This window comes from Janthinobacterium sp. BJB304 (genome assembly GCF_002735765.1).
Taxonomy (GTDB): domain Bacteria; phylum Pseudomonadota; class Gammaproteobacteria; order Burkholderiales; family Burkholderiaceae_D; genus Janthinobacterium.
On record NZ_PDZN01000022.1, the window covers coordinates 83,720 to 105,703 of the forward strand.

Below are 21,984 nucleotides of genomic sequence, written 5' to 3' on the forward strand. Positions count from 1 at the left end.
ATGGCACTGCAATCCTTAGATATCCGGCGCCTGTCGGCGACCACGGTAACGCCGCCGCAAGGGCGTAGCCCGGTGACGGGCACCGTGGCCAAGCTGATCGATGTGTCGAAATGCATCGGCTGCAAGGCTTGCCAGACGGCGTGCATGGAATGGAACGACTTGCGTGACGAAGTCGGCGAAAACCATGGCACCTATGACAATCCGACGGACCTGACGCCGCAATCGTGGACGGTGATGCGTTTTGCCGAACACGAAAACAACGACGGCAACCTCGAGTGGCTGATCCGCAAGGATGGCTGCATGCACTGCGAGGACCCGGGCTGTTTGAAAGCCTGTCCGGCGCCGGGCGCCATCGTGCAATACACGAACGGCATCGTGGATTTCCACCAGGAAAACTGCATCGGCTGCGGCTACTGCGTGGCCGGCTGTCCTTTCGACGTGCCCCGCATTTCGAAAAAGGACGACCGCGCCTACAAGTGCACCTTGTGCTCGGACCGCGTGGCCGTGGGCCAGGAACCGGCCTGCGTGAAAACCTGCCCGACGGGCGCCATCGTCTTCGGCACCAAGGAAGACATGAAGGTGCATGCGGAAGAGCGCATCGTCGACCTGAAGTCGCGCGGTTTCGAGAATGCGGGCCTGTACGATCCGCTGGGCGTGGGCGGCACGCACGTGATGTACGTGCTGCACCATGCCGACAAGCCGAAGCTGTATTCGAACTTGCCGGAACGCCCGCGCATCAGCCCGATGGTGGGCTTCTGGAAGGGCTGGTCCAAGCCGCTGGCGGTGGCCGGCATGGCCGCCACGGCACTGGCAGGCTTCTTCCATTACACGCGTGTCGGCCCGAACGAAGTGAGCAAGGACGAAGAGCACGAGGCGCTGGAAGAGGCCAAGCGCATCCGGGAGGAACAGCATGAAGCATAGTGACCTTCACGATGGCAAGCTGCGCGACAAGGATGGCAATCCCTTGATCGAGCGCTACAACCCCAATGAGCGCACGAATCACTGGGTCACGGCCATCACCTTCGTCATGCTGGCCCTGTCCGGCCTGGCCATGTTCCATCCCTCGATGGCGTGGCTGGCGAACCTGTTCGGCGGCGGGCAATGGACGCGCATTTTGCATCCGTTTGCCGGCCTGGTGATGTTCGTCTCGTTCGCCATCCTCGTGGTGCGCTTCTGGCACCACAACAAGTTCGAGGACGGCGACAAGCAGTGGCTGAAACAGATGGACGACGTGCTCAACAACCGCGAAGACAAGCTTCCGAAGATCGGCAAATACAATGCTGGCCAGAAGATCCTGTTCTTCGTGCTGCTGTTCTGCATGGTGGGCTTGCTGTTGTCGGGCATCGTGATCTGGCGCGCGTACTTCGCGTTCTACTTCCCGATCGACATCGTGCGCTTTGCCGCTTTGCTGCATGCCGGTTGCGCGTTTGGCATCATCTGCGCCATCATCGTGCACATCTATGCGGCCTTGTGGGTCAAGGGCTCGATCGGCGCCATGGTGCGCGGCACCGTCACCTACGGCTGGGCGCGCAAGCACCATCCGAAGTGGTTTGAGGCGGTGATGCGTAATACGAAGGACTAAGGCTCTTCGTAATTAAACCCAACTGCAACTGCTGGGGTCAGACCCGACGGGGGGATGCGTTCCAATGGAACGCATCCCGATCCCGAAGGGACTGACCTTTTTACTTTGCGGCTTGCGAAGACCGTATCGATTAAAATGCTTTTACAGTATCCTTTTTTATTGGAACTCCATTGGTACAACGTATTCTTCAGCCAGGCGAAATCGAAGGCCTGGACCACAACGCGATTCCGCGCCTGCTGCTGCCGCAGCCAGTCAGCCTGTTTACGGCGCGTGCACAGCGCTTGCGCGAACTGGCGCAGGGCAATATCAAGGGCATCCCCGTCGACGCGGGCATGCAGGGCTACCTGGTGCTGATGGCCGCGCTGGCCGATGCGCAGGCCGCCGTGGTGGGAAAACTGGCACCCGGCGCCGTGCCTGCCGCCGACCCCGATGCGCTGCGCCGCGCGATCGCCCACCGTATGCCCGTGCTGCCCGTCAGCGGCGCCCGTCCGCCCGTCTGGCGCGACATCTTTGCCAGCCTGCTCGATGAACTGGCCGCCACGGCGGCACGCCAGCCGGCCCTGTCCGGCGGCCTGACGCAGGTGCTGGCCCAGCTGCGCGCGCTCGACGCGACAGCGCTGGACGCCTGCGCCGATGCCGTGCTCGATGAAAACGGCGACAACCTCAATCCCATGCACGCGCCATTCGTCGCGGCCGCCCTGCAAATCCTGTGGTCGGTATCGGCCAGCGAACTGCGCGCCGCGCGCGTGCCGGACCTGGAAACGGGCACCTTGTGCCCCGTCTGCGGTTCGCACCCGGTCGCCAGCGTGATCCGCATCGGCGGCCAGTCACAGGGCTACCGCTACCTGCATTGCGGCATCTGCGAAAGCGAATGGCATATGGTGCGCGTGAAATGCTCGACCTGCGAACAGAATGGCAAGATCGCCTACCAGGGCCTCGATGCGGCCGATGCCGCCCCGTTCGACCCCGTGACGGCGAAGGACGACAAATTGCCGAACAAGGCGAATGACCCGAAAAAGGTGGCGCGCGCGGAAACCTGCGACGATTGCCATACCTATCGAAAAGTCTTCAACCAGGAACACGATTACAACGTCGAACCGCTGGCCGACGACCTGGCCAGCCTGATGCTCGACCTGCTGGTGGGCGAAGCGGGCTACCAGCGCGCCAGCGGCAATCCGCTGCTGTGGCTGGGGAAGAGCGAAAGCGGCGAGGGCCAGCCAGCATGACGACGGGGCAGACCGTGCGCCTGCCATCGGTGGACCGCATCCTGGGCGACGCGGCTTGCCTGGCCCTGATTGCGCATTACGGCCGCGTGCAGACCCTGGCCTGCGCGCGCGCCGTGCTGGCCGAACTGCGCACGGCCATGCTGGCCGGGGCGGGTTTTGGTAACTTCGGCGAAGAGGGCGCGTCGATCGCCGCCATCGTCGCGCAAGTGGACGAACGGCTGCAATCGCAAGCGTACCCGCGGCTGCGCGCCGTGTTCAACCTGACGGGCACTGTGCTGCACACGAACCTGGGCCGCGCCTTGCTGCCCGACGCCGCCGTGCAAGCCGTGGTGGAAGCGCTGCAGTGGCCGATGAACCTGGAATTTGACCTGGAAACGGGCAAGCGCGGCGACCGCGACGACCTGGTCGAGGAACTGCTGCGCGAACTGACGGGGGCCGAAGCGGCCACCATCGTCAACAACAACGCGGCCGCCGTGCTGCTGATGCTCAATACCCTGGCGCAGAATAAAGAGGTCGTCGTCTCGCGCGGCGAGCTGGTGGAAATCGGCGGCGCCTTCCGCATTCCCGACGTGATGACGCGCGCGGGCGCCGTGCTGCGCGAAGTGGGAAGCACCAACCGCACGCACCTGGCCGATTATGCGGACGCGATCAACGCGCAGACAAGCCTGCTGATGAAGGTTCATTGCAGCAATTACGCGATCACCGGTTTCACGAAAAGCGTGGAGCTCGACGAACTGGTGCCGCTGGCGGCACAACACGGCGTGCCGACGGCCGTGGACCTGGGCAGCGGTACCCTCGTCGACCTGGCGCAATACGGGCTGCCGCATGAAACGACGGTGCGCGAAACCATCGAGGCGGGCGCCGACCTGGTGACCTTCAGCGGCGACAAATTGCTGGGCGGCCCGCAATGCGGCGTCATCGTCGGGCGCGCCGACCTGATCGCGAAGATCAAGCGCAATCCCCTGAAACGCGCGCTGCGCGTGGGCAAACTCACCCTGGCGGCCCTGGCCCCCGTGCTGCAGCTGTACCGCGCACCCGATTTGCTGGCCGAACGCCTGACCACCTTGCGCCTGCTGACGCGTCCCGCTTGCGCCATGTGCGCGCAGGCGCAAACCCTGCTGCCGCTGCTGCAAAGCGTACTCGGTGCCGCCTATGTGGTCACGGCCGAAGCGATGACAAGCCAGATCGGCAGCGGCGCCTTGCCCGTCGACCAGTTGCCCAGCTTTGGCCTGGCCGTCCGCAGCGCCCCCGGTTCGCGCCTGAGCAATCCGCTGGGCGTGCTGGAACAGCGTTTGCGCGCCTTGCCGCGCCCCGTCATTGGCCGCATCGGCCAGGACACGTTGTGGCTCGATTTGCGCTGCCTGGAAGAGGCGCACGAGACGGCTTTCATCGCGCAGCTCGCCGAGTTGTCCGCATGATCGTCGGCACCGCAGGCCATATCGACCATGGCAAGACGACACTCACGCGCGCATTGACCGGTGTGCACACGGACCGCCTCAAGGAAGAGCAGGCGCGCGGCATCTCGATTGAACTCGGTTACGCCTATCTGCCGCTGGCCGACGGCACGGTGCTGGGCGTGATCGACGTGCCAGGCCACGAAAAATTCATCCGCACCATGGCGTCCGGCGTGACGGGCATCGACTTCGCCCTGCTCGTGGTGGCGGCCGACGACGGCGTCATGCCGCAGACGCACGAGCACCTGGCCATCCTGCAATTGCTGGGTGTGACGCGCGGCGCCGTGGCATTGACCAAGATCGACCGCGCCGACAGCGCCCGCGTGGCGCAGGTGGAAGCGGACATCGAGGCGCTGCTGGCCGGCACGCCGCTGGCGGGCAGCCCGGTCTTCCCCACCGCCGCCCATCGCGACAACGATGCGGGCGTGGCCGCCTTGCTGGCGCACCTGACGCAGGTGGCGCGCAGCTTGCCGCAACGTGACGAGCGCCGGCTGTTCCGCCTGGGCGTGGACCGCGTGTTCACCCTGTCGGGGCAGGGCACCATCGTCACCGGCACGGCGCTGGCGGGACGCGCGCAGGTGGGCGACATGCTGCAGCTGGCACCCGGCGGCGCGCCTGCGCGCGTGCGCAGCATCCATGCGCAGAACCGCGCGGCCGAGACGGGCATGGCGGGGCAGCGTCTGGCGCTGAACCTCGCCGGCATCGACCGCGAGCGCATCGAAAGGGGCAACTGGATCGTCGCGCCCGAGCTGGCGCAGTGTTCCGAGCGCCTGGACGTGGAACTGACCCTGCTGCCCGATGCCGGCGTGCAGCTGAAAGCCTGGTCGCCGCTGCACGTGCACCTGGGTGCGGCGCACCAGCTGGCGCGCGCCGTCATGCTCGATGGCGAAACCCTGTCGCCGGGACAGACGGGCAGGGTGCAACTGGTGTTCGAGGCTCCCATGCACGGCGTGCCGGGTGACCGCTTCGTCGTGCGCAATGCGCAGGCGACGCAGACGGTGGGCGGCGGCATGGTGCTCGATCCGTTCGGCCCGGCGCGCAAGCGCCGCAGCCCGGCCAGGCTGGCGTGGCTCGATGCGCTGGCGGTGTTTGTCGCGCACGGCGACTATGCGGCGCTGCTGGCGCAAAGCCCGCTGGGGCTGCGCGAGTCGCTGCTGGTGCGCCTGTCCCTGCTGCCGGCGCATGCCCTGGCGCTGCCGCCCGACACGCGGCGCATCGCCCTGCGCGGCGGCGATGCACTGCTGGTGGCGCCGCCCGCGTTGCTGGCGCTGCAAGAGCGGGTGCTCACCGCACTGGCGGCCTTCCACGCGCGCGCGCCCGACGAGGCAGGGCCGGAACTGTGGCGGCTGAAGCGCATCGTCGACGCGGAGATGGAAGACGCCTTGTGGAGCCATCTGGTCGAAGGCTTGCTGGCGCAGGGCGGCATCCTGGCGCGCGGCGCCAGCCTGCACTTGCCGACGCACAGCGTGGAACTGACGCCGCAGGAGCAGGCCATGGCCGAGCCCTTGCTGGCCGCGCTGGAGCAGGGGCGTGCCGATCCGCCGTGGACGCGCGACCTGGCGCGCGGTTTCGGCCTGGCCGAGGACGAAACGCGCCGGCTGTTGCGCAAGCTTGCCAAGGCAGGGCAGATCAGCCAGGTCGTGCATGACCTGTTCTATCACCAGGCGGCGCTGGCCGAGCTGGCGCAACTGGTGCGCACCCTGGCCGGAAAAGCGGAGCTGGACGAAAGTCTGGCGCCCGGTTCCGGCGCTGTGGGCGCGGCCACTTTCCGCGACGCCAGCGGCTTGGGCCGCAAGCGGGCGATCCAGGTCTTGGAATTCTTCGACCGCGTCGGTTATACTCGCCGTGTTGGCAATGGGCATCTATTGCGCCCGCAGGCGTTGTGGTCCCACACCGTAGCCCCAACAGCTAGCTCAGGCACCGCGGAAAGCATACTCATCCGGTGATGTGGCCGGGCTTCAAACCCGGTGGAGGGCGTCAGACGTTCTCCCGTAGGTTCGACTCCTACTGTTTTCCGCCACTTGTTTTTCTCGCCATCCTCCCCTCGCATGATGATCCCGGCGTTGGCCCTGAGCCACGTTACGGAAAAATAATGGTTTAACTGACAACCTTTGGCCATGGCCGGCGGGGGCCGATGGTACCATCCTGCAGGTGCAGGGCTGCGTATCCCCTGTGGTAGAAGAAGGCAAGCATGAAACAAGCAAGCATGGCATGGCTGCTGGCGGCGCTGTTGCTGCCGGCGGCGGCCGGGGCGGCGGGCCTGCGCATCGTCGGCGAGCATTTGCCGCCGTCGAGCATGATGGAAGGCAATGTCGTCGTGGGACGCGAAACGCTGAAGGTGCGCGACATCATGGCGCGCGCCGGCATCGGCTATACGATGGAACTCCTGCCGTGGAAACGCGCGTATGCGCAGGCGCTGCGCGAGCCTGATACCTGCATCTTTTCCACCACGCGCACGCAAGAGCGCGAAGCGCAGTTTCGCTGGATCGGCCCCCTCAACGAAGCGGAATGGATACTGTATGGCCTGGCCGAGCGGCATTTGGCGCTGCGCACCCTGGCCGATGCGCGCGGCCTGGTGATCGGCACCGTGCTGGGCGACGCGCGCGATGACTACCTGCGCCAGCACGGCATGAACGTGGCGCCTGTCACGCAGGAGTGGATCAATCCGCAAAAGCTGCTGCTCGGGCGCATCGACCTTTGGGCCGTGGGCCTGGCGGTGGGCAGCAAGCCTTTCGTCGGCAAGGAGTGGGAGGGCAAGGTGGTGCCCCTGCTGACTTTCAACCGCGTGCAGACTTACCTGGCCTGCAACCTCAAGGTGCCCGAGGCGCAGGTGGCGGTCATGCAGCGCGCGGCAGCGGCCATGCGCCGCGACGGCAGCATGGCGCGCGAACAGCTGCGCTGATTCAGCGCATCGACTTAACTTTCCAGCCACTGGCGCACGCAGTTGCGTCCTTCGCGCTTGGCCTGGTACAGGGCCTGGTCCGCATGGCTGTACGCCGTTTCGAACGGCGTGCCGGCGCGGTTCCAGCTCAGGCCCACGCTGATGGTGATGGCGCGCGTGATGGGCGCCGCATGGCGCTGGCGGCCGACCGTCTCGCAGATGCGCTGCGCCACTTGCGCCGCCTCGTCGCGCGAGGAGGTGGGCCAGACCACGGAAAACTCTTCGCCGCCGACCCGGCCGATGGCCGTTTCCTGTCCCAACAACCCTTTTAAACAGTCGACCACGGCCTGGATCACGCCGTCGCCGGCCGGGTGGCCGAAGTCGTCGTTGACCTGCTTGAACAGGTCGATATCGAGCACGATCAGCGCCATGTCGCCCTGCGCCAGGCAGCGCGAAGCGTGGTCGATCACGGCGCCGCGGTTCAGGGCCCCCGTCAGCGGGTCGTGCGTGGCGCGGTATTCGAGCTGGCCGGCCAGGGTTTGCAGCTGGCGGTTCAGCAGATGCATGTCGCGCTCGGCGCGGTCGCTGCGGCCGATCAGGCGGCGCGTCTCGCGCATCAGCCTTTCGTAGTGATTGATCAGTTCACCGAGCACGCGCCGTTGTTCCGCGCCCGAGGCGTTGGCGTCGGCGTGCATGCGGCGCGCGGCGGCCAGCGCTGCCGCTTCCACGGTGAACAGGTCGGGTTCCAGGCCGGACTCGGAGATGGCGGCGCGCATGCCCTAGCTGCCCTGCACGGGATGGTCGTGGAAGTCGAGGGCCGTAAAGTCCTGCTGCAGCTCCTGGCCGAATTCCAGGATGGTGTCGTCGTCCTCGTCGTGATACCAGTTCAGGCGCACCTGGTTGCCGTCCACGGCCGCCTGGTTCAGGGTGTCGAACAGGGTAAACAGCATCTTCGTGCTGGAGCTGTTGAAGTAGGCCAGCGAGACGTTGACGGTGATGGCAGCTTCGCGGCAGCCTTCCAGATAGACGCGCACGGCGGCGATCAGCGGGCCATAGAAGGCGGCCGCGTTTTCCGGATACGACTCGCCCTTGATCGACAGGGCGTGCTGCTCGAAACGGAAGTCGATTTCGGGCGAACTCGGGGTCGCGGCGATGAACAGTGGTGACGGTAATTGCATATGCTTTCCTGAGTCGGCTCTTTCAAATGATGGCTTTGATGCAGAAGATGGTGTGGCCAGGTTCCTGTGGGTCCTGGACGAATTCGAATTCCAGCGGCTCGCTGGCGTCGCGCGCCATGGTGAGAAAACCCAGGCCCGCGCCCTTGCTGTCCGATGGCGCTTCCTCGCGCAGGGCCTTCTTGTAGGCGAGGCGGATTTCTTCCATCGTCATCGTGTGCAGCGGCTCCAGGCGGGCGCGGATCTGCGCCACGTTGTCGGTCGAGACGGGGTTGGCGCACAGCAGAAAAAAGCTGTCGCCGCGCGTGCCGATGCAAAACGAGCCGCGCCGCATCTGCTGGTCCAGCTGCGCGTCGGGCGTCAGGCTGTCGGCCGAATAATGCATGATGTTTTGCGACATCTCGATGAATGAGGAAAAGATGCGCCGCCGCGTGGGCCCGGCCGCGCCGGCCGTATCGAGGCGCGCCTTGATGGTTTCGGAAATGGCGCTCACCACGTGCTGCGAGAAATAGCCCACGTAAAAAAAGATGATGTTGCGCTTGCGGGCCACATCCCAAAACTCGTTGAATTCTTCGTACAGCACGTGCGTGCTCCTGGCTAGCCGGTGACCCGGTTTCTTGTTGATAAGGTGGCGCGATGGCGCCAAAACTACAGGCGGAAACAGAAAAAAGTCAGGTCGTCGCGGCGCGGCTGTTTTCCCTGCCAGGCGGCGCTGTCCTGCAGCAGGGCCGCCGCCACGTCGCCGGCCGGTGCGTCGCGTCGCGCCAGCAACTGCTCGCGCATGCGCCGCTTGCCGTAGGCGATGTCGCGCGCGCCGCCGATCTGGTCGAGCAAGCCGTCGGTGGTGAGAAACAGCAGGCTGCCGACGGGAAGGGCGAGCGTCTCGTTGTGCCAGCAGTAGCCGGCCGGCGTGTCGACATAGCCCACGCCCATGCGCGCGCCATCGATGGCGCGCACGGTTTCTTCTCCCGGCGCCACCACGTAGAGCGCCAGTTTCGCCCCCGCGAAACGCAGGCTGGCGCTGGCCGTGTCGTAGCATAAAAAGGCGCAATCCATGCCGTCGTTCGAGCCGGCGTGGCCGGTGGCCGCGCCGCTGTCGGCGCCGTCCTGGCCCAGCAGGGTCTTGATGGCGCGGCTGACGGCGCCGATCAGGGCGGCCGGATCGCGCGGCCCCCGTTCGCGCAAGGACTGGCTCAGGGCCGACGAGGCGATCAGGGTCATGAAGGCGCCGGGCACGCCGTGGCCCGTGCAGTCGGCGATGGCGGCGAACCAGCCCCCTTCGTGGCGTTCGAAAAAGTAGAAGTCGCCGCCGACGACGTCGCGCGGCTGCCATTCCAGGTGCGCGTCGGGCAGGGTGGCGCGCAATTCCGCATCGGAGGTGCGCAGCAGCGCGCGCTGGATCACGCTGGCGTAATCGATGCTGTGCATGATCTGCCGGTTCTTTTCCGCCTGCATGGTGGCCACCACGTTCATCAGCTGCAGGCCGAAGCCCACGCCGGCCAGCGCGCCATCCTCGGTGATGATGAAGCCGTCGGCCAGCGCCTTCTCTCCCGCTTCCACGGCGCGGAAGGTGAGGTCTTCGATGCTCATGGCGCCATCGACGATCAGCGGTTCCTTGTCCATGAAGGCGATGCAGCTCTTCTTGCCGTACACCTCGTGATAAAAGGGCTTGGACATCTGCGACATGAAGATATTGCGGCTGATCAAGCCGATCGGCTTTTGCTGTTCCGTGACGGGCAGGCTCATCATGTCACGCCGTTCCGTGAACAATTCCAGCACGGCGAAGTTGCTGGCGTCGGCCTGCACCGATTCCGTGGGAACGCACAGATCAAGCGCCACGGACGTGCGATAACGGGGAAGATGCAATCGAGAAGCGTTGAACTCCACAGCGGCTACCTTTACATGACGATCGGACCTTTGTTGTCGCGAGAGCAAGGCGACTGACAAACAGGCAATATCATCATGGTAGCCGCTGAATATGACGGCTTGATTACCGGCTTGTCAAAACCGTATGCAAGATGGCTGCATGGCAATCCGTTGCCGGGCTTACAGACGCCTGGCCAGCGCCTGTGCCTGCTCCAGCCAGTGCGCGCGCTGCGTGCCGGTGGAGTCGATCATGGGGCCGAAGCAGGCCACCTTGACGGGCTTGACGCCGCAAAATTCCAGGGTCGTCTTGCGCAGCTGGTGAATGCCGGGCATGTGGTAGACCCAGCGGAAGTACCAGGGCGGCGTGTCCATCGCCACCAGCAGCTGCGCCGTGCGGCCCTTCAGCAGCTGGGCGGGAAAGGCCTTGCCCGGGCGGTATTTGAAGGCAAAGCCGGGCAGGAAGATGCGGTCGACAAAGCCTTTCAGCAGGGCCGGCGCGCCGCCCCACCAGATCGGGTAGGCGAACACCAGGTGTTCGGCCCAGCTGATGGCTTCCTGCGCGGCCAGCAAGTCTGGCTCCAGCGGCTGCACCTGGCGGTAGCCTTCATGCAGGTTCTGGTCGAAGTCCAGCTGGCCCAGGCGCAGTTCGCGCACGGTATGGCCTGCGCTGCGGGCCGTGGCGGCGTAGGCCTCGGCCAGGGCGGCGCAGAAACTGTCGCTGGACGGGTGGCCGAGGAGAATTAAAATGCGCTTCGGTGTAATTTTGCTCATGCTGCAGGCTTTCCGTTAAAGAAGAGCTTGCATGCTAAAGCCTGCCCCTGGGGGCAGAGTCAAGCGCGCAGTGTCAGGCTGCCTGCAGTTGCTGGCGCGCCAGGCAGTCGCGGATTTCCGTATCGATGTCGGCCAGCTGCGCGTCGAGCTGGCGCAGGCGGGCGATATCCTGCCGCACCTGCGCGCGCTTGGCGTCGATGTGCCGTGACAGGGCAGCCCAGTCCGTATCGTCGCCGGCCAGGACGGGCAGCAGTTCGGCCAGGCGGAAGCCCAGGACCTGCGCCTGGCGTATCAGTTTGACCTGCGCCAGGTCTTGCTGCGTGTAGACGCGATAGGCGCCGGAACGGCGCACGTCGCCCAGCAAGCCCAGCGCTTCATAGTGGCGCAAGGCCTTGGGCGAGGTGCCCGCCAGGCGGGCGATTTCTCCGATGTACATGCTTGTCCCTTGTTGAGCTGTGGCGCATGCAGTGTAGCGCAGGTGGCTTGCCAGGCGCTACCTTCCGCGCTGCCTCAGGAGGCTTTGCGCGGCGGGACTTTCTTCGCCGTGCATTCGGCGCAGGTGCCGTACAGCGACAGCGCGTGCTCGTGCAGCACGAAGCCCCGTTCGGCGGCGATCTCGTTCTGGCGCAGTTCGATGCCTTCGTCGACAAATTCATCGACCTTGCCGCAACCCGTGCAGACCAGGTGGTCGTGGTGCTGGCCTTCATTGAGTTCGAACACGGCGTGGCCCGATTCGAAGTGCCGGCGAAACAGAATGCCGGCCTCGGCAAACTGCATGAGCACGCGGTAGATGGTGGCCAGGCCCACGTCGATCTTTTCAGCCAGCAAGAGTTTGTAGACATCGTCCGCACTCAGGTGCTTGATCGTGCCTTCCTGGAACAGCTGCAGAATCCGCAAGCGGGGGATGGTCACTTTCAAGCCCGATTCACGCAGTTCCCTCAATATATCCATGTCTCCCATTCCTTTTTGTAGTCGCTGAGCGAGGTAAGCCATTATATCGCAAATGATAATCATTACCATTCTCATGTGTGCACTGGAAATAGTATGCTGCAGGGGCAGGCGGCAATCCAGTGACATCGGCGCAAGTAACCATTGCGCGGCGCGCAATTTGTCCCGGCATTGTGCGGCTGGCTGGCCGCTGAAATGGGCGGCATGCAAGCGTTCACGCTGCATTGCCGCATTTTCTTGACCTGGGCAAAGGAAAAAATCCGTCTAGTGATGCCATCTAGCACTATTTGATGTGGATCAAAGTTTTTGTTGCACTGCACTCTTAGACTTCGCAGCGTTACTTAACGACAAAAAGAGGGAACTAGAATGAAAAAGTCCGCAACTGCAGCAGCAATCGTCCTGGCCGCCATCGGCGCCTTCGCCGGCAACGCAATGGCACAGGAAAGCCCATGGCTGGTCCGTGCCCGCGCCGTGCACATCGATCCGGCCAACAAATCTGCTCCTGTTGGTGGCGTCGGCGCATCCGACCTTATTCACGTCAGCAGCAAGACGATTCCTGAAATCGATATTTCGTATTTCTTCACGCCTAACATCGCTGCCGAGCTGATCCTGACGTATCCGCAAAAGCATGACGTTACCTTGTCCGGCACGAAGATCGGTACTTTCAAGCATTTGCCGCCGACCCTGTCGCTGCAATACCACTTCATGCCTGAAAAACAGTTCAGCCCATACGTGGGTGCCGGCGTGAACTACACGAATATCTCGGACGTGAAATTGCTGAACGGCGCAGGCCGCCTGGAGCATGACAGCTGGGGCTACTCGCTGCAAGCCGGTGTCGATTACAAACTGGACAAAAACTGGTCGCTGAACTTCGACATCAAGAAAGTACAGATCCGCAGCGACGTACTGGCCGGCGGCGCCAAGATCAGCGAAGTCAAAGTCGATCCTATCCTGATCGGCGTAGGCGTCGGCTACCGCTTCTAAGCAAGGCATGACAGCGCCCGCAAGGCGCGGACAGACAATAAAAAAGGACGGCCTTGGCCGTCCTTTTTACGTTTGGTGCACGCTGTTTATTTTTTCAGCGTCTTTTCCAGCGCCAGCTGGTAGTCCGTCTTTTCGTAGCCGGCCAGGTATTTGTTCGTCGCGTCGAGGAAGGCGCGCGAGCGGTAGGCCGCTTCCAGGTCCTTCACCCATGGCTTGGCCTTGTCGGCCGTGCGGATGGCGACCAGGTTGATATAGCTGTCCGAGATCTTTTCCACGCTGAGGGCCGACGTCAGCTTCATGCCGGCGGCCAGGGCGAAGTTACCGTTCACAAAGGCGTAGTCGGCGTCTGCCAGCGAACGTGGCAGCTGCGCCGCTTCCAGCGGCACCAGTTTCAGCTTCTTCGGGTTCTCCAGCACGTCGCGTTCGGACGCGCGCAGCGGATCGACGTTCGGTTTGAGCTTGATCCAGCCCATCTTGGCCAGCATCACCAGCGCGCGCGCCTGGTTGGTCGGGTCGTTCGGCATGGTGATGGTGGCGCCGTTCTTCACGTCGGCCAGCGTCTTTTGCTTGCCGCCGTACAGGCCGATCGGCATGGTCGGCACGGTGATCAAGGAGCTCAATGGCAGCTTGTTATCGGTGGCGAACTTGGTCAGGTAGACGATGTGCTGGAACACGTTGGCGTCCAGCGAGCCTTCGGCCAGCGCGTAGTTCGGCTGCACGTAGTCGTTGAATTCGACGATCTTGACCTTGTAGCCCTGTTTTTCCAGGATAGGCTTGATGCCCAGCTTCAGCTGGTCGGAATACGGGCCGGAGCTGGTGCCGATGACGAGTTCTTTCGGGTCCTTGGCGTGGGCGGCGGTGGCGAAGGCCAGGCTGGCGGCGGCCAGGAGCAAATTACGGCGAAGGTGGTTCATGCAGGTCCTTGTTTCTGAATATGAATTAACGTTTGTCGAGGCGCTTGGCGATGCGCGTGCCGGTGAACTGGATGGTTTGCACCAGCACGATCAGGATGGCCACGGTGGCGACCATGATGTCCGTCTCGAAGCGGTAGTAGCCGTAACGGATGGCCAGGTCGCCGATACCGCCGCCGCCCACCACGCCGGCCACGGCCGAATACGACAGGAAGCTGATCGACAACACGGTCAGCGCCAGCACGAGGCCGGAGCGCGCTTCGACCAGCAGCACGCGGAAGATGATCTGCATTTCCGACGCGCCCATGGCGTGCGCCGCTTCGATCACGCCGCGCGGCACTTCGCGCAGGTTCTGTTCCACCAGGCGCGCCAGGTAGGGAATGGCGGCGAACGACAGCGGCACGCTGGCCGCCAGCGGGCCGATCGAGGTGCCCGCGATGATGCGCGTAAACGGCGTCAGGGCGACGAGCAAAATGATGAAGGGGAAGCTGCGCACGGTATTGACCAGCCAGCCGAGGATCGTCGACAGCGGACGGTTTTCCAGCGACTGGCCTTCCGAGACGAGGAACAGCAAAATGCCCAGCGGGCCGCCGATCAGGATGGCGGCGGTCAAGCCGATGCCCAGCATGGTCATGGTCTGGCCCAGCGCCACCCAGATTTCCGGCAGCAGGTTGACGACGTTATTGATCGATTCTTCAAACATGTGTTGCATCCTTCCATGCGGTGGCTTCAAACGCCTCGGTGCCGTAATACGCCAGCTCGCGTCCCAGCGCCGTCTTGCGCGGGGTGGCCGTGTCGCTCAAGTCGAATTGTTCGGCGATGGCGCCGTTTTCCACGACGGCCACGCGGTTGCAGATGGCGCCCAGCACCGACAGCTCGTGGCTGACGATGACGATGGTCACGCCGAGGCGCGCATTGATGTCGCGCAGGGTGTCGAGCAGGGCGCGCGTCGTTTCCGCGTCCAGCGCGGACGTCGGCTCGTCGCACAGCAGCACGTCGGGGTGGCTGGCCAGAGCGCGGGCGATGGCCACGCGCTGCTTCTGCCCGCCGGACAATTGCGCCGGATAGCTGTGCAGCTTGTCGGACAGGCCGACCAGCGCCAGGCATTCCTCGACTCTGGCGGCGATCTGCTCGCCCTTGGTCGTGCCATGGATTTTCAGGGGGAAGGCGACGTTGTCGAAGACGCTGGCGTTTTGCAGCAGATTGAATTGCTGGAAAATCATGCCGATATTCTGGCGCGCGTCGCGCAGCTCGCTCTTGCCCAGGCGGGTCAGTTCGCGCCCGGCCACGGTAATGGTGCCGCTGTCGGGGCGCTCGAGCAGGTTAATCAGGCGCAGCAGGGTCGATTTGCCGGCGCCGCTCTTGCCGATCAGGCCGAAAATATCACCGGGATAGACTTCCAGCGTGACCGATTTGACCGCGTGGAATTGTTCGCCCTTGGGCAGCGCGAAGGTCTTGTTCGCGCCATCGATGCGAATCACCGGCGTACGGTGTGGTGTGGTCATGCAGTGTTTCCTTTTTTATTGGACCGTCACAGGCTTGCTTGCAGGGGCCAAATCGCCCAGCCTGTTACGTCGGTTGCGTAGTATACCTCCGATCGTGTTATTACTCCTACGACAGAATCTTGCTTTGAATATGCAAATAATGTCTATGCGACTGTTTTCAAGTGAAAAAAGCGGGAAAGCGGCGTTCTTGCCGAATTTAATCGCGTGGACTGGCGTGGCGTAGCCACATCTTGGTGAAAAGTTCGACGCGCCCTGTGCAGGCATCGCGGTGATTTTATGTGCGGTTCGGCTCAGTTGCCGTTTTCTCGCCGCAGGCAGGGCCGTTTACTGCCTGCGATTGTCCTCTTCACGGGCAGATTCTGCTCCGCTGGCCGCAGGACCTTCGGGACGGCGCAACAGGTAGATGAGGACGGCGAGCTCCATGGCGCCCACCATGGCGATGACCCACCACGGCGGATGGCCGAGGCACATGGCGACGAAGCCGATGGCCATGCCCAGGCAAGCCATGGCCTTGCCGCGCCGCGAGACGGCGCGGTGGTCGCGCCACTGGCGCAGCGGCGGGCCGAAGCGCGGATGGTGCAGCAGCCAGTGCTCGAGGCGCGGCGAGGCGCGGCTGAAGCAGGCCAGGGCGAGGATCAGGAAAATCGTCGTCGGCATGACGGGCAGCATGGCGCCGATGATCCCCAGCAGCACCATCAGGGCGCCGGCAGCGGTCCAGGCCCAGCGGCGAAGGCGCGCGCCGTGCGCTTCGCGCAGGGAAGCCTGGGCGTGCGGCTCGCCCATCAGGCGAGGGCGCCGGCTGTCAGGCCCTGGCTGCGGGGCGGGGAAACGATGGGCTGTGCGTTCAAGGTGTGCGTATCGTGGCGGGTGGCCGTCATGTTTTTCTGCCGTATGTGCTGCGCTATTATGGATGAATCAAGGCGAACCTGCAGGCTTGCCGGGGCCGCAATGATAACAATCCTGCAGGGCAATAACAAGAATCATTCTCATTTGCGGCCTGGTCTGAGGCGCCGGATAACGCTGGATATTTTTGGCAATGCAGACAATAATCGGCAACAGAAGACGTTGTCGTGGACATCCTTACCGTTATTATCGATTTTTTCGATGCTAACTAGGTATATTTTCCGTTTTACATCGATCTTCATGCCATGCATAATCTGTTGCAACTGAAGCCAGACAATCAGCCGCAGCGCTTCCCGCCTGCCGCCGGTTGCGGTTTTGACATCCTCCACTCCAAACAGGAATTTACAATGAAAAAACTGCTCGCTTTTATCGCCGCCGCCGGCTTCTCGCTGTCCGCCTTTGCCGCTCCGGAAGTCTATGTCATCGATGGCAGCCATACTTTCCCCCGTTTCGAATACACCCACATGGGCTTTTCGACGCAGCAAAGCCGTTTCAATAACACCACCGGCAAGGTCACGCTGGACCGCGCCGCCAGGACGGGCGCCGTCGAAGTGCTGATCGACACCAAGTCCGTCGATACGGGTTCGACCCTGTTCAACTCGCACATCCAGGGCGAAGACTTCCTCGACACGGCCAAGTATCCCGTCGCCACGTACAAATCGACCAAGTTCAATTTCGACGGCGACAAGCTGGCCTCCGTGGAAGGCAACCTGACCCTGAAAGGCGTGACCAAGCCAGTCACCCTGACCGTCACCTCGTTCACCTGCGCACCGCACCCGATGCTGCAAAAAAAAGACGCGTGCGGCGCCAACGCCACGGCCAAGATCAAGCGCTCGGAATTCAACGCCGGCAAATATGCGCCGGCCGTCAGCGATGATGTGACCCTGACGTTTGCGATCGAAGCCATCAAGCAGTAATCGTTGGCTGCATGACGTAAAAAATGGCGGCGGACTTCGGTCCGCCGCCATTTTTTTTGAGTGGCGGTAGGTCGGATTAGCGTGGCAAGGCCGCGCGTAATCCGACATGAGCCGCCAACAAGGTGCCGGATTACGCGCTTCCCGTGCTAATCCGACCTACACGGGTTGCTGGCTACAATCACGCCAGGTGATGCACTTCCTGCTGCCCATACACGGGTGTGTTCAACCCTTCCATGCGCGCCTTCAGCTGCAGCGACAGGTACTGGGAATAGTGGCGCGACTGGTGCAGGTTACCGCCGTGGAACCACAGCGATTGCTGCTGCGTGGGTTTCCACATATTGCGCTGCTCGCCCTCCCACGGGCCCGGGTCCTTCGTCGTGGCCGAACCGAGGCCCCACACCTTGCCCACTTTATTCGCCACCTCGGGCGAGATCAGGTCGGCCGCCCAGCCGTTCATGGAGCCGTAGCCGGTGGCGTACACCACGAGGTCGGCGGGCAGCTCCGTGCCGTCGGACAGCACGATGGAATGGGTTTTCAATTCCTGCACGCCGACGCCGCTTTTCAGCTTGATCTTGCCCTCGGCGACCAGTTCGGAGGCGCCCACGTCGATGTAGTAGCCGGAGCCGCGGCGCAGGTATTTCATGAACAGGCCCGAATCGTCGTCGCCGAAATCGAGCATGAAGCCGCGTTCTTCCAGGCGCGCATAAAAGTCCGCGTCGCGTTCGCGGATGGCCTTGAAGACGGGCTTCTGGAAGTCGGCCAGGATCTTGTACGGAATCGAGGCGAACGTCAGGTCCGCCTTGGCCGTCGTCATGCCGGCCGCCAGTGCCCTTTCCGAATACAGGTCGCCCAGCGCCAGGTCCATCAAGGAATCGGACTTGACGATGTGCGTCGACGAGCGCTGCACCATGGTCACGTCCACGCCCGCTTCCCACAGGGCGGCGCAGATATCGTGCGCGGAATTGTTCGCGCCGATGACCACCACCTTCTTGCCGGCATATGCGTCCGGTCCCGGATGCTGCGACGAGTGCTGCTGCTCGCCCTGGAACACGTCCATACCCTTGAACTTCGGCATGTTCGCCTTGCCCGACATGCCCGTCGCCAGCACCAGCTGCTTCGGCTTCAGGGTGACGGGCTGGCCGTCGCGCAGCACCTGCACCGTCCACTCGCCGCTGGCTTCGTTGAAGCTGGCCGATTCGCATGACGTCGAGCCCCAGTAGTTCAGTTCCATCACCTTGGTGTACATCTCCAGCCAGTCGCCGACCTTGTCCTTCGGTGTGAAGACGGGCCAGTTGTCGGGAAACGGGATGTACGGCATGTGGTCGTACCAGACGGGGTCGTGCAGGCACAGCGATTTGTAGCGCTTGCGCCAGCTGTCGCCGGGACGGGCGTTTTTCTCGATGATGATGGTGGGGACATTGAGCTGGCGCAGCCGCGCGCCCAGCGCGATGCCTCCCTGGCCGCCGCCGATGATGACGCAGTAGGGCTGGCGCGCGTAGCCCAGTTCGGCCGCTTCCTGTTCGCGGTGCTCCAGCCAGCTGCTGCGGTTGGTGCGCGCCCCGTGTTCGGCGCCCATGGGCCGCCGGCCGCCCTTGGCTTCCTCAAAACCCTTCAATTCGCTCATGGTGGTGAGCAGGGTCCAGATCTTGCCGTCGCGGATGCGGATGAAGCCCACGCCGCGCGCCACGTTCGTTTCCACCGTGATCCAGCTTTGCAGCACGCCGCCTGCTTCCACCGCATGCTCGCCGTCGGCGATGCGGATGGCAACCGGCTGCACGGCGCCCAGCTGGGCGGCCAGCATGGCGGCGATCTGCCCGCGGCCTTCCAGGGTTTTCAGGTTCCAGGTAAACAGCACCAGGTCGCGCCAGTAGCCGTCCTGTTCGAACAGCTGTGCGGCGCCCGTGCCGTCGCTGGCGCGAAGACAGCCTTCGAGCTGCTCCAGGATGCCGGCCACGGCCAGGTCGTGCGGGTTGATTTCGGTTTGCATCGTGTCTCCTCCAAGTCTGCTGACTTTATGATGGGATGCGGCTGTGTTGCCGCTGACGATGTTGTAACACTGGCGTTTTGAACCCGCATCCCGCAGCGCAGCATGGCGGAATATGAGACGGAAATCTCAGCTTGCCGGATGCCTTACTGGCGATGCGGCGGCACGATGTGCAGCTGCTTGAGGCGCCGGTACAGGGTGGCGCGCGAGATGCCCAGCATGGCGGCCGCCTGCAACGGGCGCCACTTGGCGGCATTCATGGCGTTGACGATGCGCGTGCGCTCGGCCAGTTCCGGCGGCGTGCAGGCCGGCGCGTCCTGCGTCACGGGGGCCGCGTTCTTGATGCGTACCCGCGCGCTGGCCTGGCGCAGCGGCGCGCGCACGCGGGCGTGCAGCCAGGTGCTGCTGCCGGCCAGGCGCAGTGACAGCAGATTGTGTCCCCTACGCGCATCGAACAGCCGTTCGGCGCGCACTTCCAGCACCTCGGCGACGGGGCGGGGAAGGGCGTCCAGGCCCCCGATGACGTCGCGCGCGCAGCGGTTGGCGGCAACGATGCCGCCATGCTCGTCGATGGCGAGCAGCATTTCCGGCTGCACTTCCACGAAGTGGCGGTTGCGGTGCGCCAGCAGGATGCAGCAATGGCCATAGGAGGTGAGAAAAAAGCCGTCTTCGATCAGGGTCGCGCCCTGGCGCACCAGCTGTTTGACCAGGCGCTGGCTGTCGCGCGCATCGGGCGAATTCAAGGCCGAGGCATCGAGCACGCCGATCAAGTCGCCGTGCGGCGAAAAGATCGGTGCGGCGCTGCAGGTCAGGCCCGTGAAGGCGGCGCGGAAGTGGTCGGTCTTGTGCACGGTGATCGCTTCCTGGTCGAGCAGCACGGAGGCGATGCCGCACGTGCCTTCTTCCTCCTCCGACCAGCACGAGCCCGGGTACAGGCCCGCCTTCTTGAATTCCTTGCGTTGGTCCGTGTCGACCGCGTAGTCGATCGTCACGCCGCGCGCGTTGGCGAGGATGACGCAGTAGCCCGCTTCGCGCACCATGGCGTGCAGGCGCGGCAGGCACTGGCCCGTGGAGCGCAGAAAATTTTCCTCGGACTGCTGGATGGCGCGCAGTTCGGCGCCCGTCAGGATGCGCGGCCCCGTGGTGGACGCGGGATCGAGCCGGTAATCGTCCAGCGAGCGCCGGTACGACGACGCCAGCCTGGCCGTATCGGCGCCAGGATTGACGACGCGGCCGGCGATCAGGTCGCGCACGCGCTCGATATGGCTGGTCTGGCGGACGTAGGGCATGGCGCTCTCCGGTGTCTCGGTATCTGCTGTGTAGGTGGTTTTTCGCTTGTCTCCTCCGGTTTTAGCACGAAGCGCCGGGCGGCGCATCCTGCGCTGCAGCATGGGCTGCCGTGAGACGTTCGTCTCAACGCCTGGCACCGCACAATAGGATGCTGCTGGACAAGATAAAAAGTTTCTCTGTTAGCATCCATCGCATGAAGCGAGCGCCGCTGCGGGCGCCAGCCATGACAGGAGAATACGCATGACGACACTGCCACACATCAAACGCCTGGCCCTGGCCGCCGCCTGCCTGGCGCTGTCCGCTGGCGTCCATGCGGCCGAGACGGCCAAGGTGGCTGCCGCGCCGCTGTCGGCCGCCGCCAGCGATCCGGCCGCCTTGCAGTGGATGGTGGGCGCGCCGCCGCCTGCCGACAAGATCATCCGCTTCGACGATGGCAGCTATTTCAATTTCCCGCAGCTGCGCTGGAGCATGTCGCACTTTCGCCAGTTGATGCCGACGGTGGACGTCTCGCGCGGCTTGAAAGCGCCCGTGCCCTTGCAACGCGCGCTGCGCGAGGATATCGACAGCCTGCGCTTTACCCCGCTGGGGGCGCAGGAAACGATGACCTGGAAACAGTCGCTGGGCGCCAACTACACGGACGGCATCGTGGTGCTGCACCGGGGCCGCATCGTGTATGAGCGTTATCTTGGCGTGTTGAAGGAAAGCGGCCAGCACGGCGCCATGTCCGTGACGAAGTCCGTCATGGGCACCATCGGCGCGGCGCTGGTGGCCGAAGGCAAGCTCGATCCGGAAAAGAAAGTGGCCGAGTATGTGCCGGAACTGGCCAAGTCCGCGTTTGGCGACGCCACCGTGCGCCAGGTGCTCGACATGACCACCGGCCTGCAATTCAGCGAAGATTACGCGGACCCGAAAGCGGAAGTGTGGCAGCACGCGGCGGCCGGCAGCCCGCTGCCCAAGCCCAAGGATTACACGGGGCCGCGCAGCTATTTCGAGTACCTGCAGACGGTGCGGCACGAGGGCCGGCATGGCGAGGCGTTCGGCTACCGCACGGTCAACTCCGACGTGCTGGGCTGGATCATCGCCCGTGTCACGGGGCAGAACGTCAACGACTACCTGTCCGAACATGTCTGGCAAAAGCTGGGCGCCGAGCAGGATGCCTACATGACGGTCGATTCGACGGGCACGCCGTTTGCCGGCGGCGGCCTGAATGCGGGCTTGCGCGATTTGGCGCGCTTCGGCGAAATGCTGCGCAACGATGGCCGCTACAACGGCCAGCAGATTTTGCCGAAGGCGGCCGTCGACGATATCCGCCGCGGCGGCGACAAGCAGCTGTTCGCCAAGGGCGGCTACGATCTGCTCAAGGGCTGGAGCTACCGCGACATGTGGTGGGTCACGCATAACGACCATGGCGCCTACATGGCACGCGGCGTGTACGGCCAGCGCATCTATGTCGATCCGAAGGCGGAAATGGTGATTGTGCGTTTCGCCTCGACGCCGACGGCGGCCAATGCGGCCAACGACCCGACCACCACGCCGGCCTTCGAAGCGCTGGGCAAGCTGCTGCTGGCCAAGCCGAAGTAAGCTGCC

The 21,984-nt window shown here is 64.0% G+C and carries 22 protein-coding genes and 1 tRNA gene; 10 read left to right on the top strand and 13 right to left on the bottom strand.

From position 1 onward, the window contains the following. The 7 genes from fdxH (at window position 1) to CSQ95_RS23125 (ending at window position 7,164) form a co-directional block, all read left to right on the top strand. The gene (fdxH, locus tag CSQ95_RS23095) at window positions 1-921 is read left to right on the top strand and encodes a formate dehydrogenase subunit beta (protein ID WP_070313216.1); all 921 of its coding nucleotides are present in this window, start codon (window positions 1-3) and stop codon (window positions 919-921) included. Continuing rightward, on the top strand, window positions 911-1,582 hold the full coding sequence (locus CSQ95_RS23100) for a formate dehydrogenase subunit gamma (RefSeq protein ID WP_099411209.1): 672 nt from the start codon (window positions 911-913) through the stop codon (window positions 1,580-1,582). Before fdxH ends, CSQ95_RS23100 begins: the two co-directional genes overlap by 11 nt. Window positions 1,583-1,752: 170 nt before the next feature. Then, the gene (gene fdhE / locus CSQ95_RS23105; RefSeq protein WP_099411210.1) at window positions 1,753-2,808 is read left to right on the top strand and encodes a formate dehydrogenase accessory protein FdhE; all 1,056 of its coding nucleotides are present in this window, start codon (window positions 1,753-1,755) and stop codon (window positions 2,806-2,808) included. After that, complete coding sequence (gene selA, locus CSQ95_RS23110; RefSeq protein ID WP_099411211.1) at window positions 2,805-4,226, top strand: L-seryl-tRNA(Sec) selenium transferase; 1,422 nt, start codon at window positions 2,805-2,807, stop codon at window positions 4,224-4,226. The genes fdhE and selA overlap by 4 nt, the downstream gene beginning before the upstream one ends. After that, window positions 4,223-6,208 carry a selenocysteine-specific translation elongation factor gene (gene selB, locus CSQ95_RS23115; RefSeq protein ID WP_099411212.1) on the top strand — a complete coding sequence of 662 codons (1,986 nt, stop codon included), beginning with the start codon at window positions 4,223-4,225 and terminating at the stop codon, window positions 6,206-6,208. The genes selA and selB overlap by 4 nt, the downstream gene beginning before the upstream one ends. Further along, a tRNA-Sec gene (locus tag CSQ95_RS23120) sits at window positions 6,187-6,282 on the top strand. The genes selB and CSQ95_RS23120 overlap by 22 nt, the downstream gene beginning before the upstream one ends. Before the next feature lie 171 nt (window positions 6,283-6,453). Beyond that, window positions 6,454-7,164: an ABC transporter substrate-binding protein gene (locus CSQ95_RS23125; RefSeq protein WP_257218188.1), complete on the top strand. Its 711-nt coding sequence runs from the start codon at window positions 6,454-6,456 to the stop codon at window positions 7,162-7,164. A gap of 14 nt (window positions 7,165-7,178) precedes the next feature. Here CSQ95_RS23125 and CSQ95_RS23130 read toward each other — a convergent pair whose 3' ends face one another. The 7 genes from CSQ95_RS23130 to fur form a co-directional block, all read right to left on the bottom strand. Then, complete coding sequence (locus CSQ95_RS23130; RefSeq protein WP_099411214.1) at window positions 7,179-7,919, bottom strand: GGDEF domain-containing protein; 741 nt, start codon at window positions 7,917-7,919, stop codon at window positions 7,179-7,181. Between the two features lie 3 nt (window positions 7,920-7,922). Then, window positions 7,923-8,321: a DUF1987 domain-containing protein gene (locus tag CSQ95_RS23135; RefSeq protein ID WP_099411215.1), complete on the bottom strand. Its 399-nt coding sequence runs from the start codon at window positions 8,319-8,321 to the stop codon at window positions 7,923-7,925. 22 nt (window positions 8,322-8,343) lie between these two features. Then, a complete protein-coding gene (locus tag CSQ95_RS23140) occupies window positions 8,344-8,901 on the bottom strand; it encodes a SiaB family protein kinase (RefSeq protein ID WP_070222302.1) in 558 nt (185 codons plus the stop codon). Window positions 8,902-8,966: 65 nt separating this feature from the next. Continuing rightward, entirely contained in the window at window positions 8,967-10,184 is a 1,218-nt protein-coding gene (locus CSQ95_RS23145) for a SpoIIE family protein phosphatase (RefSeq protein WP_218963639.1), read from the bottom strand. A gap of 180 nt (window positions 10,185-10,364) precedes the next feature. Beyond that, window positions 10,365-10,955 carry an NAD(P)H-dependent oxidoreductase gene (locus CSQ95_RS23150; protein ID WP_180279141.1) on the bottom strand — a complete coding sequence of 197 codons (591 nt, stop codon included), beginning with the start codon at window positions 10,953-10,955 and terminating at the stop codon, window positions 10,365-10,367. Between the two features lie 73 nt (window positions 10,956-11,028). Then, on the bottom strand, window positions 11,029-11,391 hold the full coding sequence (locus CSQ95_RS23155) for a MerR family transcriptional regulator (RefSeq protein WP_070222296.1): 363 nt from the start codon (window positions 11,389-11,391) through the stop codon (window positions 11,029-11,031). 74 nt (window positions 11,392-11,465) lie between these two features. Then, on the bottom strand, window positions 11,466-11,906 hold the full coding sequence (gene fur, locus CSQ95_RS23160) for a ferric iron uptake transcriptional regulator (RefSeq protein ID WP_034756687.1): 441 nt from the start codon (window positions 11,904-11,906) through the stop codon (window positions 11,466-11,468). A 363-nt stretch (window positions 11,907-12,269) separates the two neighbouring features. Between fur and CSQ95_RS23165 the strand changes: the two genes are divergently transcribed. Beyond that, complete coding sequence (locus tag CSQ95_RS23165) at window positions 12,270-12,887, top strand: OmpW family protein (RefSeq protein ID WP_070222294.1); 618 nt, start codon at window positions 12,270-12,272, stop codon at window positions 12,885-12,887. An 86-nt stretch (window positions 12,888-12,973) separates the two neighbouring features. On the opposite strand, the gene CSQ95_RS23170 is transcribed toward CSQ95_RS23165, so the two are convergent. The 4 genes from CSQ95_RS23170 to CSQ95_RS23185 form a co-directional block, all read right to left on the bottom strand. Further along, complete coding sequence (locus CSQ95_RS23170; RefSeq protein WP_070222292.1) at window positions 12,974-13,801, bottom strand: MetQ/NlpA family ABC transporter substrate-binding protein; 828 nt, start codon at window positions 13,799-13,801, stop codon at window positions 12,974-12,976. A gap of 25 nt (window positions 13,802-13,826) precedes the next feature. After that, window positions 13,827-14,501: a methionine ABC transporter permease gene (locus tag CSQ95_RS23175; RefSeq protein ID WP_099411216.1), complete on the bottom strand. Its 675-nt coding sequence runs from the start codon at window positions 14,499-14,501 to the stop codon at window positions 13,827-13,829. Continuing rightward, complete coding sequence (locus tag CSQ95_RS23180; protein WP_070222288.1) at window positions 14,494-15,303, bottom strand: methionine ABC transporter ATP-binding protein; 810 nt, start codon at window positions 15,301-15,303, stop codon at window positions 14,494-14,496. The genes CSQ95_RS23175 and CSQ95_RS23180 overlap by 8 nt, the downstream gene beginning before the upstream one ends. Before the next feature lie 324 nt (window positions 15,304-15,627). Then, window positions 15,628-16,086 (bottom strand): YbaN family protein, encoded by a 459-nt coding sequence (locus tag CSQ95_RS23185; RefSeq protein ID WP_099411217.1) that lies wholly within the window; start codon window positions 16,084-16,086, stop codon window positions 15,628-15,630. Between the two features lie 467 nt (window positions 16,087-16,553). Here CSQ95_RS23185 and CSQ95_RS23195 point away from each other — a divergent pair, with 467 nt between their 5' ends. After that, window positions 16,554-17,123, top strand: a complete 570-nt coding sequence (locus CSQ95_RS23195; protein ID WP_099411235.1) for a YceI family protein — start codon at window positions 16,554-16,556, stop codon at window positions 17,121-17,123. A 178-nt stretch (window positions 17,124-17,301) separates the two neighbouring features. Here the strand turns inward: CSQ95_RS23195 and CSQ95_RS23200 are convergent, their stop codons facing one another. Both CSQ95_RS23200 and CSQ95_RS23205 read right to left on the bottom strand, forming a co-directional pair. Further along, complete coding sequence (locus tag CSQ95_RS23200) at window positions 17,302-19,110, bottom strand: NAD(P)/FAD-dependent oxidoreductase (protein ID WP_099411219.1); 1,809 nt, start codon at window positions 19,108-19,110, stop codon at window positions 17,302-17,304. A gap of 143 nt (window positions 19,111-19,253) precedes the next feature. Beyond that, window positions 19,254-20,396 (bottom strand): sigma-54-dependent Fis family transcriptional regulator, encoded by a 1,143-nt coding sequence (locus CSQ95_RS23205; protein ID WP_099411220.1) that lies wholly within the window; start codon window positions 20,394-20,396, stop codon window positions 19,254-19,256. 241 nt (window positions 20,397-20,637) lie between these two features. On the opposite strand from CSQ95_RS23205, the gene CSQ95_RS23210 reads away from it, so the two are divergent. Further along, entirely contained in the window at window positions 20,638-21,978 is a 1,341-nt protein-coding gene (locus tag CSQ95_RS23210) for a serine hydrolase (RefSeq protein WP_099411221.1), read from the top strand. Window positions 21,979-21,984: the final 6 nt, after the last annotated feature.